Below are 12,701 nucleotides of genomic sequence, written 5' to 3'. Positions count from 1 at the left end.
CATCTGACGGTCGCCCAATCATCAGCCATGCCCAGAGCCCCTGGGTCCCACTGATCTTACGAATGATCATTTCGAACCCACTAGAAAGGTAGGGCCCAACCGTGAGCGAGCACGTCGAGTGGAGCGAGCCGGAGGCCACCGCCCCCTCCGCGAGTGCCGCCGTCACGCCCGCGGACGCCGCCGACGCCGCCCGGCTCGTCGCCTTCGGGCTCCAGCCGAAGCTGCAGCCCGCGCGGGACCAGGAGTACACCGAGCTGCTGCGGCGCTACCGCGAGGACCCGCCGTTCGCGCGGCTCGCGGACGCCGTGGCCGCCGGGCTCAGCCTGGTGGTGCTGGAGGTGTCCCCCCGCGCGGGGATGGCGGTGACCGCCGCCGAGGACTCGGTGTTCGCCGTGCGCATGGGCGACTACGCCCGGCGGACCTCCGCCGACTCCGGCGACCGCTTCCTGCACGGGCTCGCCCATCTCGCCGTCGCCGCCCTGGCGTTCCCCCGCCCCGAGGACCTCGCCGACGACGGCTACATCGGGCGCGTCTCCGTCAACGGCGTCGACGCCTTCGTACGGCAGGCCTGCCGGCGCCTGGAGGAACGGGCCGAGGAGCAGGGCGAGAACACCGACCCGGCGAGCGACGCGCCCGGTCTGGAGGCCGCCTGGCGGATCTGGGCCCGACGCACCGCCACCGGCGCCACCAAGGACGCCCGCAGACTCGCCGGGTCCACCACCGGCATCATCGGCAAGGCCGTCGCCTTCCTCACCGACTCCGGCTTCCTCCAGCGCACCGGCGACGACAACGGCGGTACGTACCGCACGACCGCCCGCTACCAGCTCCAGGTGCGGGACATGGCGGGCAGCTCCGCGATGGCCGAGCTGCTGGAGCTGGGCGTGGTTCCGGTCACCGACGGCACGGCGACCCTGCTGCCGCCCGAGGAGGGCGACGACCTGGAGCTGGTCGCCGACGCCGGACTGCCCTTCCACGCGTCCGCCCGGTCCTGACCTTCCCCCCACCTGCCGAAGACTTACGAGAGTCCGCCATGTACGAGCTGTCCCGCATCCGCCTCTACTCCATCGGTCCCGCCGGTGCGCGCTACGCCGACACCGTGCTCGACCTGCGGGGCGTGGGCGAGCCCGTGCCCGACCCCGCGCCCGCGCAGGCGGAGTTCTTCGCGGAGGAGCCCGTCGGCCCGCCGCGCCGGCCCGCGCCCGCCGGCGTGCTGTTCCTGGAGAACGGCGGCGGCAAGTCGGTGCTGCTCAAGCTGATCTTCTCGGTGATGCTGCCGGGCCACCGCAACACCCTCGGTGGCGCCAGCTCCGGTGTGCTGCGCAAGTTCCTGCTCGCCGACGACTGCGGACACGTCGCCCTGGAGTGGCAGCACACGCTGACCGGCGAGTGCGTGGTGGTCGGCAAGGTGAGCGAGTGGCGCGGGCGGCAGGTCTCCAACGACCCGCGGAAGTTCGCCGAGGCCTGGTACTCCTTCCGGCCCGGGCCCGGGCTCGCGCTGGACAACCTGCCGGTCGCCGAGTCCACCGCCGTACGCCCGCCCGTCGAGGGCGCCTCCGGCGCCCAGGGCCGGCGCCGCACCATGAAGGGCTTCCGGGACGCCCTCACCGAGGCGGGCAAGGCGTACCCGCATCTGGAGGTGCACTGGGAGGAGATCCACGACCGGTGGATCGAGCACCTCGGCGACCTCGGCCTGGACCCCGAACTCTTCCGCTACCAGCGGGAGATGAACGCCGACGAGGGCGAGGCCGCCGGCCTGTTCGCGGTGAAGAAGGACTCCGACTTCACCGACCTGCTGCTGCGCGCGGTGACCGACACCCGGGACACCGACGGGCTCGCCGACCTGGTCAGCGGGTTCGGCAACAAGCTCGGGCGGCGCGCCGAGCTGATCGCCGAGCGGGACTTCACCGCCGGGTCCGTCGATCTGCTCGGGCGGATCGTGGAGGCGGCCGAGGCGCGCTCCCGCGCGCGGGACATCCACACCGGGGCCGAGCGGCGGACCCGGACCCTGGCCCGGCGGCTGTCCGCGCGCGGGGCCCGGGAGCGGGTGCGGGCGGCCGACCTCGCCCAGCGGGTCACCGCCGCCGCGTACGCCGTCACGCATGCCGAGGCGGGGCGGGAGCGCAGTGCGTCGATCGCCGCCGAACTCGCCTACCGGCACGCCTCGCTGGCCCTCGCGGCCGCCGAGAAGTCCGCGGCCGCGCAGAAGCGCGAGCTCGCCGAGGCCCGCACCCTGCACTCCGCCTGGCAGGCCGCCGAGGCCGTGCTGCGGCACCGCGCCGCCGCCGACCGGGTCGCGCGGGTGGCCGCCGCGATCCAGGAGGCCGAGCGGGACGCCGCCCCCGCCCTCGCCGCCCGCGCGAAGGCCGCCGTCGATCTCGTACGGGCGCTGCACGCGGCCGCGGAGAGCGCCGAGGCCCTCGCCAACGAGGGGGAGGAGCGGTCGGCCGCGCTCCAGGAGGTCGGCGAGGCCGCCCACCGGGACGCCACCTCCGCCGCCACCGAGGCCCAGCGCGCCCGCAGCGAGATCGGCCACCTCAAGCAGCGCCTGTCCGAGGTCGAGCAGGAGACCGCCGAGGCCGTGCGCGCCGGCTGGCTCGACGACAGCGCCCCCGACGCCGATCCGGCCCGCGCGGCCCTCGCCGCGAGTGACGCCGAGAAGAGTGCCGTATCCGCCTGGGACACCGCGCGGGAGGCCTCCCGGCGGGCGTCGGAGCACGCGCGCGAGGCGGCCGCCACGGAGTCCCGCGCCGAACTCACCGCGGCCCGCGCGGCCGACGCGGCGACGGCCGCGCAACGGGCCTACGAGGCGGAGCAGCGGCTCGCCGAGGCGCTGGCGGCCGAGGAGCGGCTGGCCGAGCTGCTGAGCCTGCCGGGCGCCCCCGGCGGGGCGCGGGCGGGCCTGCCGGGGCCCCGGGCCGGGCAGGACGCCGGATCCGGCGGGGCAGCGGTCGGCGGCGCCGGCCCGCACGCCGACGCCGGCACCACCCCGCGCGGCCGGACGACCGGCACCGGAGGGGCCTTCGGCCCGCGCCTCGCCCCGGACGGCACGCTGACACCCGAGGAGCTCGACCGCTTCGCCGACGAACTGCGCGAACTCCTCGACGACGCCGTCTCCTCCGCCGAGCGGCACCTTTTCGAGCTGCGGACGGCCGCCGCCGACGACTCCCGCATCCTCGGCGCCCTCGGCGACGGCGGACTGCTGCCGCCGGGACCCGACGTGCTGGCCACCGTGGAGTTCCTGGGCGAGCACGGCATCCCCGCCCTGCCCGGCTGGCGCTACCTCGCCCAGGCCGTCGACCCCGCCGACCACGCGCGTGTGCTGGCCGCCCGGCCCGAGCTGGTCGACGGCGTCATCATCACCGACCCCGCCACGCACGCGCGGGCCCGCGAGGTGCTGGGCGAAGCGGCCCTGCTGCCCCGGTCCGCCGTGGCCGTCGGCACCGCCGCCGCGCTCCTCGCCCCCACACCGGGCACCGACGCGCACACCGGTGACGTCTTCCTCGTACCGCCGAACCCGGCCATGCACGACGAGCACGCCGCCGACGAGGAGCGGCAGGCGCTGCGCGCGCGGGCGGCCGAGCGGGACCAGGAGATCCGCACCCTCGCCGCCCGGCTCGGCAAGGACCGGGAGCTCGCCGCGCGGCTCGCCTCCTGGCGCACCGGCTGCCCGGCCGGACGGCTGGTCGAACTGGCCGAGACGGCCCGGGAGGCCCGCGCGTTCGCGGAGGAGTCCGAGGCCGAGCTCGCCGAGGCGCGGACCGTGCGCGCGGAGGCCGACGAGGCCGCCGCGGAGGCCGCCCAGGTCCGCGACGAGCGGCAGGAAGCCGCGCAGAAGGCCCGGCGCGCCGCCGACGCCCTTGCCGGCCTCGCCTTCCGGCTGCGCGAGCGGGCCGGCTGGCAGGCCAAGCTGCGGGAACTCGCCGACGAGGCCGCCGAGTCGGAGGCCCGCGCCCAGGCCTGCCTGGAGCGCGCCCGAGCCGCCGACGAGGACCGGCGGGCCGCCCAGCGCGCCGCGGACGACGCCCGCCGCACCGCGCGGGCCCTGCGCGCCGAGCGCGCCGAGATCGCGGGCGCCCCCGACGACGTACCGGAGACCGGCGCCGAGGCGTCCAAGGCGTCGCTGCCGGCCCTGCGCGAGGCCTACCGGGCCGCCTCGCAGGTGTACGAGAAGGTCGGCGTCGGCGCCGACCTGCGGGCCGAGCAGGCCCGCGCGGAGAGCGACGAGAGCGCGGCGCGCGCGGAGCTGGACCGGCTGAGCAACAAGGTCCGCACCCGCGCGGAGCAGTTGCTCCAGTCCCCCGACGGCTCCGACGGGCCGTCCCGGCAGGCGGCCGTCGCCCGCGCGGAGGAGCTGGTGCAGCTCCTGGAGACCCGGATGTCGACGGCGAGCGAGCAGCTCGGGCGGCTGCGCGGCGAGGCCGAGCGGCACGCGCCCGAGGACGGCGAGGAGGCGCACACCGAGCTGGCCGAGGAGCTGCAGCCGCGCGACGCCGAGCATGCGCAGGCGCTGCTGCGCACGGCGACCGCCGAACTGGCCTCGCGCACCGAGGCGCTGGGGCAGGCCCGGGAGGCGCACGCCGAGCTGCTGGCGGCCCACCGCGCCGCCGAGGACGCGGCCGGCGGCTTCGACGAGATCGCCGCGATGCTCCGCGACCTGCTGCGCGAGCACACCCCGGAGGAGGACCAGGAGGAGACCGAGCCCTATCCCGGCAGCCCGGACGAGGCCCGGCAGTCCGCCGCCGAGGCCCGCCGGTCGCTGCGCGGCTGCGCCGCCGACCTGTCCGCCGCCGAGGCGGCCGTCCGCGAGGCGAGCGATGTGCTCGTGCGGCACGCCAACTCCACGCGGTACGAGCAGGTACGCACCCCCGCGCGGCAGCAGATCCGGGAGCTGCCCGCCGCCTCGCTGCCCGAGCACGCGCAGAAGTGGGCGGACGCCTTCGCACCCCGACTGCGCGTCCTCACCGACGAGTTGGCGCAGCTGGAGCGCAACCGCGACTCGATCGTGGACCGGCTGCGCGGACTGGTGGAGTCGGCGCTCGCCACCCTCCGGTCCGCGCAGCGGCTGTCCCGGCTGCCCGAGGGCCTCGGCGAGTGGTCCGGACAGGAGTTCCTGCGGATCCGGTTCGAGGAACCCGACCAGGCCACGCTCACCGAGCGACTCGGCGAGGTCATCGACGAGGCCACGCGCGCGGCGGTGAAGAAGAACTCCGATCTGCGGCGGGACGGGATGTCCCTGCTGCTGCGCGGAGTCGGCGCCGCGCTCCGGCCCAAGGGCGTCGCCGTCGAGATCCTCAAGCCGGACGCGGTGCTGCGTGCGGAGCGGGTGCCCGTCGGGCAGATGGGCGATGTGTTCTCCGGGGGGCAGCTGCTCACCGCGGCCATCGCGCTGTACTGCACGATGGCGGCCCTGCGCTCGAACGACCGGGGCCGGGACAAGCACCGCCACGCCGGCACGCTGTTCCTGGACAACCCCATCGGCCGTGCCAACGCCACCTACCTGCTGGAGCTGCAGCGCGCGGTCTCCGACGCCCTCGGCGTGCAGCTGCTGTACACCACCGGCCTGTTCGACACCACCGCGCTGGCTGAGTTCCCGCTGGTCATCCGGCTGCGCAACGACGCCGACCTGAGGGCGGGACTGAAGTACATCAGCGTCGAGGAACACCTCCGCCCGGGACTGCCCCAGCAGTCCCAGGGGGAGGACGCGGTGCACAGCGAGATCACGGCGACCCGCATGTACCGACGGCCCCCGGCCGACGATCGGCCTTGATCAGATCCGCGCACTTCTCGCCGATCACCATCGTCGTGATGCACGGATTGACGGTCACCAGATCCGGCATCACCGACCCGTCCGCCACCCGCAGCCCCTCGACCCCCTTGACCCGCAGCCGCGCGTCGAGCGGGGCCGTGGGGTCGTCGTCCGCGCCCATCTTCACCGTGCAGGACGGGTGGTAGACCGTGTTGTGGGTCCGGTGGATGTAGTCCAGCAGTTCGTCGTCGGACCGGACGTCCGGTCCGGGGGCCAGTTCGGCTCCCGCCCAGCCGCTGAGCGCGGGCTGCCCGGCTATGCGGCGGGCGAGCCTCAGGCCGTACGTCATCACGCGCACGTCGTGCTCGTGCGTGAAGTACCGGGGGTCCACCCGCGGCTTGTCCCGGTAGTCGCGGGTGCGCAGGCGGACCGTGCCCCGTGACCTCGCCCGTGTGACGTTGGGGGTGAGGCAGAACGCGTTCTCGGAGGTGGGGTAGCCGTGGCGCGCCGTGTTCATGTCGAACGGCACGGAGCCGTAGTGGAACATCAGGTCCGGCCGGTCCAGGCCCGGTTCGGTGTCGTAGAAGATGCCCGCCTCCCACCACTGGCTGGACGCGGTGGTCATGGGCCGCCGGGCCTGCCACATGATGACGCCCTCGGGGTGGTCCTGGAGGTTCTCGCCGACGCCCGGGGCGTCCACCACCACCTCGACGCCGACCTCGCGCAGGTGCGCGGCCGGTCCGATGCCGGACAGCATCAGGAGCTTGGGGGAGTCGATCGCCCCGCAGGAGACGACGACCTCGCGCCGGGCCCGTACCGTCCGGCTGTGGATCAGGTCGGGGTCCAGGTACTCGGCGCCGACGCAGCGCCGGCCGTCGAGGAGGAGCTTCTTGGCCCGTACGCCGGTACGGACCTCCAGGTTCGGACGCTTGCCCATCACCGGGTGCAGGTAGGCCACCGATGACGACTGACGGATGTTGTTCTCGTCGGAGTTGATCTGGAACCAGTTGGCGCCCCGGATCACCGTCCGGCCGGTGTTGAAGGCCGTCGTCGGTATGCCCGCCTGCGCGCACGCCTCCAGCAGGGCCGTGCCGCACGGATCCTCGCCCTTGAGCGTGCGCAGTTTCACCGGGCCGGTGCGGCCGTGGTGGTCGCCGGGGGCGTCGTTGTTCTCCACGCGCCGGAAGAGCGGGAACAGGTCGGCCGCGCTCCAGCCCGAGCAGCCGCCCGCCGCCCAGTCGTCCAGATCCTCGGCGGGGGCCCAGAAGGCGATGCAGGAGTTGTGCGAGGAGCAGCCGCCGAGCACCTTGGCGCGGGCGTGCCGCAGGAAGCTGTTGCCGCTGGGCTGCGGCTCGACCGGGTAGTCCCAGTCGTAGCCGGACTCCAGCAGGCCCATCCAGCGCTCCAGCCGCAGGACGGCGTCGTCGCCGACGTCGCTCGGCCCGGCCTCCAGGACGCACACCGTGACCGCCGGATCCTCCGACAACCGGGCCGCGACCACATTGCCCGCGGTGCCGCCGCCGACCACGACGTAGTCGAACTCATCGATGCTCAAGACGGTCTCCCTCGGCCTCCGCAGCGGGCTGCGACCGGTGCTCGGCCAGCACACCCGTGCGGTGCCGCTGGACGAACCAGTAGTAGGCGAAGCCGCCGCCCGCGATGACCCCGACGAACAGGACCGCGCCCCACTGGAGGTACCAGTGGAAGGGGGCGCTGGCGTTGTACACGGAGGCCCGCGGCCAGATCAGGTTGATCGTCATGCCGAGGCCCCACAGCACGGCCAGCGCGTTGACGAGCAGACCCCAGCGGCCCAGCGAGAAACGTCCGTCGCCGGCCGGCTGCCATCTGCCGCGCAGCCGCGCCACCAGCATCGGGGCCGTGACGCCCAGGTAGGCGAGGTAGATCATGATGATGCCGATGCTGGTGACGACCGTGAAGATCTGCGGCTGCCGGATGTTGACCACCAGGATCGCCAGCGCCAGGATCCCGATGATCACGGTCGGCAGGACCGGGGTGTGGAACCGCGGGTGGCACTTGGCCAGCTTCGAGGACGCGGGCAGGTTGTTGTCCCGGGCCATCGCGAACGCCAGCCGGACCGCGGCCGTGTGGACCGCCAGGGCGCAGACGGTGACCGCGATCAGCACGCACCACAGCATCGCCTTGCCGGCCGTCGAGCCGAGCACGTCCAGCACGATGTACTGCAGTCCGTCCGTGGAGAGCCGCTCCCCCTTCAGGCTGGAGACGCTCATCAGGGCCAGGAGCAGGACCAGGCCGCCGAGGACGAAGGAGGCCACGATCGCCCGGATGATGGCGCGCGGCGCGTTCCGGGTGGGATCGAGTGACTCCTCGCCGAGCGAGGCGGCCGTGTCGAAGCCGTACATCACGTACGCGGACGCCAGCGACGCGACGAGGAACGCGCCCAGGTACCCGGCGCCGTAGCCCGCGCCGGTGTCGTTGGTCTCCATGACCACCTGCGGACCGCGGGTGATGTGGACGGCGAACAGGACGATCAATACAACGGTGGCGATCAACTCGATGAACACGCCCGCCGTGTTGATCCGGGCCATCAGCTTGACGCCGAAGGCGTTCACCAGGGTGGTGAACAGGATCAGCACCGCGGCCAGGATGACCGCGTTGGTCGCCACGTCGTACTTTCCGGTGCCGTCGCCCACGAGCTGGAACGCGTCGGAGATCTGCGGCAGCGTCAGCTGGTAGGCCAGCGCCACGGCCGCGATGGACACGATGGACGCGATCAGCATCATCCACCCGGCGAGCCAGCCCAGGTGCGGGTTGCCTATCTTCTTCGACCAGTTGTAGACGGACCCCGCCACCGGGTAGCGGGCCGCCAGCTCGGCGAAGCAGAGGGCGACCATGAACTGGCCGCCGAAGACCATCGGCCACGACCACCAGTAGGCGGGGCCGCCACTGCCGTAGCCGAAGTAGAAGAGCTGGAAGGTGCCGGTCAGGATCGAGATGTAGCTGATGCCGGCGGCGAAGGTGTGGAAGGTGCCGAGGGTGCGCTTGAGTTCGGGTCTGTACCCGAACTCGGCGAGTTCGGCGTCGTCGGCGTCTCTCGGTGGGTGGGTCGTGGTCATGAGCGGACTCCTGGTGGGCCTGAGGGAGGAGGGGGAGCGGCTCGTGCGGGGGCCGGGTGCCGCGTGCTGCTACCCGGTGATCAGCTGAACCATCCCTGAGGCGTGGGGCTGGTGTTGCGCCAGATGTGTTTGGTCTCGCGGTACTCGGCGAGCCCGGAGGGGCCGAGCTCCCGCCCGAATCCGGACTGCTTGTAGCCGCCCCATTCGGCCCCCGGGACGTACGGGTGGTAGTCGTTGATCCAGACCGTGCCGGTCCGCAGCGCGGCCGCGACCCGCGCCGCCTTGCCCTCGTCACGCGTCCATACCGCACCCGCGAGGCCGTAGACGGTGTCGTTGGCCAGGCGTACGGCCTCCTCCTCGCCGGTGAAGCGCTCCACCGTGAGCACCGGCCCGAAGGACTCCGCCTGGACCACCGACATTCCGGCGGCGCACTCGTCGAGCACCGTGGGCGGGTAGTAGAAGCCGTCGTCGAGACCGGCACCGGTGGGGCGGGCGCCGCCGCAGCGCAGGACCGCGCCCTCGGCGAGCCCCTTGGCCACGTACGCCTCGACCTTGGCGCGGTGGACCGCCGAGATCAGCGGCCCGGTCCGGGCCTGCTCGTCGAAGGGCCCGCCGAGCCTGATCCCGGCGGCCCGCCGTACGACCTCGTCGACGAACCGGTCGTGCAGCGGCTCCTCCACGAGCAGCCTGGCACCCGCCGAGCAGACCTGCCCGGAGTGCAGGAACACGGCCGTCAGCGCCATGTCGACGGCCGTGTCGAAGTCGGCGTCGGCGAAGACGATGTTGGGGTTCTTGCCGCCGAGTTCGAGCGCGACCTTCTTCACGGTCCCGGCCGCGGCCGCCATCAGCCGCCGCCCGGTGTGCAGGCCGCCGGTGAAGGAGACGAGGTCGACGCCCGGGTGGTCGGCGAGCGGGGCGCCCGCCTCGGGTCCCGCACCGAGCACCAGATTGCCGGCGCCCGGCGGGAGTCCGGCCTCGTCCAGCAGCCGCATCAGATGGATCGCGGTGTGCGGGGTCAGCTCGCTCGGCTTCAGCACGAAGGTGTTGCCCGCCGCGAGCGCGGGGGCCACCTTCCAGGCCGTCTGCAACAGCGGGTAGTTCCACGGGGTGATGAGCCCGCAGACCCCGACCGGCTCGTGCACCACCCGGCTGTCGATGGCCCGCGCGCCGGTGTCGACGACCCGGCCGGTCCCCTCGCCCGCGACGAGCCGCCCGAAGTAGCGGAAGCAGTTGGCCACGTCGTCGACGTCGTACTCGCTCTCCACGAGCCGCTTTCCGGTGTCCAGCGACTCGGCCCGGGCGATCGACTCCTTGTCGCGTACGAGGAGATCGGCGACGCGCAGCAGCAGGTCGCCGCGCTCCTGCGGTGCCGTCCGGGGCCAGGAGCCGGTGTCGAAGGCGCGACGGGCGGCGCCGATCGCCTCCACGGTGTCCTTGCCGCCCGCCTCGTCCACCACCCCTACCAGCGAGCCGTCGGCCGGACAGCGGATCTCCCGGGTGCGCTCGTCGAGCGCACCCCGCCACTCGCCGTCAATGAACAGGTCCGGCATGGCCGCCTCCCAGCTTTTCCAGGATCCACGCGTGGAAGATCCCGATGTGGTGCTCGTTGGGGACCAGCACACCACCCGCGCGGTACGCACGGGACGCCATGGCCGGCTGTGTCCGCTCACAGGCCTCGAAGTCCTGCTCGTTGACCCGGTGGAACAGCTCCACCGACTTCGACACGTCGGCTCCGGACGCGACGACCTCGGGTGCGTACAGCCAGTCGCACTCGACGACCGTGCGGTCCTCGGCCAGCGGGAACATGCGGTGCAGGATCACATGGTCCGGAACGAGGCTGACGAAGACCGTCGGCTTGACGGTGACGGCGTAGTACCGGCGGTCCTGGTCCTCGCTCACTCCCGGCAGCTTCGCGAAGCCCTCGCTGCCGTCGACGGTGAAGCCCTTGACCTCCTCGCCGAACTCGGCGCCGTGGCCGACGTAGTACTGCGCGGCGTAGCCGTCGGCGAACTCCGGCAGCACCTCGGTGAGTTCGGGGTGGATCGTGGCGCAGTGGTAGCACTCCATGAAGTTCTCGACGATCAGTTTCCAGTTGGCCTTCACGTCGTAGGAGATGCGCCGGCCGAGGGCGAGGTTCTCCGTGCCGTAGTGCTCGATGGCCGCGGTGTCGCCGAGCCGTTCGACGGCAGCGCCCAGCACGGTCTCCTCGAAGGAGGGCGGCCGGTCGGCGAGGCACACCCAGGCGTAGCCCAGCCACTCGCGCAGGGCCACCTTGATCAATCCGTACTGGACCCGGTCGACGTCGGGCATCTTGATCAAGTTGGGGGCGGCGATCAATGTGCCGTCAAGGTCGTACGTCCAAGCGTGATAGGGACACTGGAGGTTGCGCCTGACCTCACCGGAGTCCTCCATGCACAGCCGCGCTCCACGATGACGGCATACGTTGAGGAAGGCGCGCAGGTCACCGCTGCGGGTCCGCGTGATGATGACGCTCTCGCGGCCGATCCGGACCGTACGGAAGGCGCCCGGCCTGGCGAGGTCGGCGCCGCGGACGGCGCAGAACCACATGGACTCGAAGATGTGCTCCTGTTCGCGCCGGAAGATGTCGGGGTCGGTGTAGTAGCGGCCCGGCAGCGTCGCGAGCAGGCTGGGCGGCATCGGGGGCGTCGTCACGTGCGTGCTCCTGTCGTTGGCGGGCGGCTCAGGCGGGCGCGGCGGCGAGGCGGGCGGGGTCGAACAGGCCGATGGGGTGCTCGGTGGCGCCCGTCAGGACCAGGTCGGCGAGGATTTCCCCGACCACGGGCACGAACTTGAAGCCGTGCCCGGAGAATCCGCAGGCCACGGTGACCGAGTCCGGGTGCGCCGGATGGCGGGCGATGACGAAGTGCTCGTCGGGGCTGTTGGAGTACATGCAGGTCGCGGCCTTGAGGAAGGTGCCGGGCAGGTCGGGGACGCAGCGCGACAGGTGGTCCGCCATCGCCCGGATCTCGTGCTCGTGAACCGTGCGGTCGATGGTCTCCGGGGTGGTGATCTCACCCTTGCGGAAGAAGGCCGTCTTGGCGCCGAGTCCGGGTCCGTCGATCGCGGGGAAGCCGTAGACCTGGACGCCTTGGGGGTCCTCCCAGATGAAGATGGGGTGCTGCTCCGGGCGGAAGGGCTCGATGCCTTGCTTCGGCTGGAACCAGTACATGACCTGCCGCTCGATGGTGAACGGCACGCCGAGATCGGCGAGCAGCCGGGGCGCCCAGGCGCCGGGGCAGATCACCAGCTGACCCGCGGTGTAGGTGTTCTCGGCGGTGTGCACGCGGACGCCGTCCCGATACGGCTCCCAGCGGGTCACCGGCTCCTCGAAGTGCAGGTCGGCGCCCTGCCGGGTGGCCAGCTGGAGATGGGCGGCCACGGTGTGCTCGGGGCGCAGCAGCCCGGCCCGCCGCTCGTACAGCGCCACCTCGTCGTCCTCCGGGGTGAGCGTCGGGAAGCGGCGGCGGATCTCCTTCGCGTCGAGCATCTCGTGCGGCAGGTCCCACTGGCGTGCCGAGCGCAGCGAACCGGCGACCGTCCGGGTCTCCGGGCGGCCGACCATCACACCGCCGCAGAGGGTGGCGATGTCCCGGCCGCTGGCCCGCTCCAGGTCGTCGTACAGCTCGTAGGCGCGCAGCAGCAGCGGTACGTAGGCGGGGTCCTCGAAGTACGACTGGCGGGTGATCCGGGAACCGCCGTGGCTGGAGCCGCGCTGGTGGACCGGGCCGAACCGCTCCAGTCCGAGGACGCGTGCGCCGCGCGCGGAGAGGTGGTGGGCGGCGGCGCTGCCCATGCCGCCGAGGCCGATGACGATCACGTCGAAGGTGGGGGACATCTGC

7 protein-coding genes are annotated in these 12,701 nt (G+C 73.0%); 2 read left to right on the top strand and 5 right to left on the bottom strand.

Annotated elements, in window-relative coordinates; all coding sequences use genetic code 11:
* Positions 1–101 precede the first annotated feature (101 nt).
* A complete protein-coding gene (locus ACWD11_RS33360; protein ID WP_451287606.1) occupies positions 102–992 on the top strand; it encodes a hypothetical protein in 891 nt (296 codons plus the stop codon).
* Between the two features lie 38 nt (positions 993–1,030).
* Complete coding sequence (locus tag ACWD11_RS33355; protein WP_451287604.1) at positions 1,031–5,767, top strand: hypothetical protein; 4,737 nt, start codon at positions 1,031–1,033, stop codon at positions 5,765–5,767.
* Here ACWD11_RS33355 and ACWD11_RS33350 read toward each other — a convergent pair.
* The 5 genes from ACWD11_RS33350 to solA all read right to left on the bottom strand — a co-directional run bounded on the left by ACWD11_RS33350 (position 5,718) and on the right by solA (position 12,697).
* Positions 5,718–7,301: a GMC family oxidoreductase gene (locus ACWD11_RS33350; protein WP_451287602.1), complete on the bottom strand. Its 1,584-nt coding sequence runs from the start codon at positions 7,299–7,301 to the stop codon at positions 5,718–5,720. The genes ACWD11_RS33355 and ACWD11_RS33350 overlap by 50 nt on opposite strands.
* Complete coding sequence (locus tag ACWD11_RS33345) at positions 7,288–8,841, bottom strand: APC family permease (RefSeq protein WP_451287600.1); 1,554 nt, start codon at positions 8,839–8,841, stop codon at positions 7,288–7,290. Before ACWD11_RS33345 ends, ACWD11_RS33350 begins: the two co-directional genes overlap by 14 nt.
* 80 nt (positions 8,842–8,921) lie before the next feature.
* Positions 8,922–10,391: an aldehyde dehydrogenase family protein gene (locus tag ACWD11_RS33340; RefSeq protein ID WP_451287598.1), complete on the bottom strand. Its 1,470-nt coding sequence runs from the start codon at positions 10,389–10,391 to the stop codon at positions 8,922–8,924.
* The gene (locus ACWD11_RS33335; RefSeq protein WP_451287610.1) at positions 10,372–11,499 is read right to left on the bottom strand and encodes an aromatic ring-hydroxylating oxygenase subunit alpha; all 1,128 of its coding nucleotides are present in this window, start codon (positions 11,497–11,499) and stop codon (positions 10,372–10,374) included. The genes ACWD11_RS33340 and ACWD11_RS33335 overlap by 20 nt, the downstream gene beginning before the upstream one ends.
* Before the next feature lie 43 nt (positions 11,500–11,542).
* The gene (gene solA / locus ACWD11_RS33330) at positions 11,543–12,697 is read right to left on the bottom strand and encodes an N-methyl-L-tryptophan oxidase (RefSeq protein WP_451287596.1); all 1,155 of its coding nucleotides are present in this window, start codon (positions 12,695–12,697) and stop codon (positions 11,543–11,545) included.
* Positions 12,698–12,701 lie beyond the last annotated feature (4 nt).

The organism is Streptomyces sp. NPDC002776, assembly GCF_053592195.1.
The sequence above is the reverse complement of the archived record's forward strand: the minus strand, read 5'-3'. Positions and strand labels throughout refer to the sequence as shown.

Bases quoted from the DNA above. Each gene is read 5' to 3' on its own strand.
- ACWD11_RS33340 (WP_451287598.1), bottom strand. From the start codon at position 10,391: ATGCCGGACCTGTTCATTGACGGCGAGTGGCGGGGTGCGCTCGACGAG.
- ACWD11_RS33335 (WP_451287610.1), bottom strand. From the start codon at position 11,499: ATGCCGCCCAGCCTGCTCGCGACGCTGCCGGGCCGCTACTACACCGAC.
- ACWD11_RS33345 (WP_451287600.1), bottom strand. From the start codon at position 8,841: ATGACCACGACCCACCCACCGAGAGACGCCGACGACGCCGAACTCGCC.
- ACWD11_RS33355 (WP_451287604.1), top strand. From the start codon at position 1,031: ATGTACGAGCTGTCCCGCATCCGCCTCTACTCCATCGGTCCCGCCGGT.
- solA (WP_451287596.1), bottom strand. From the start codon at position 12,697: ATGTCCCCCACCTTCGACGTGATCGTCATCGGCCTCGGCGGCATGGGC.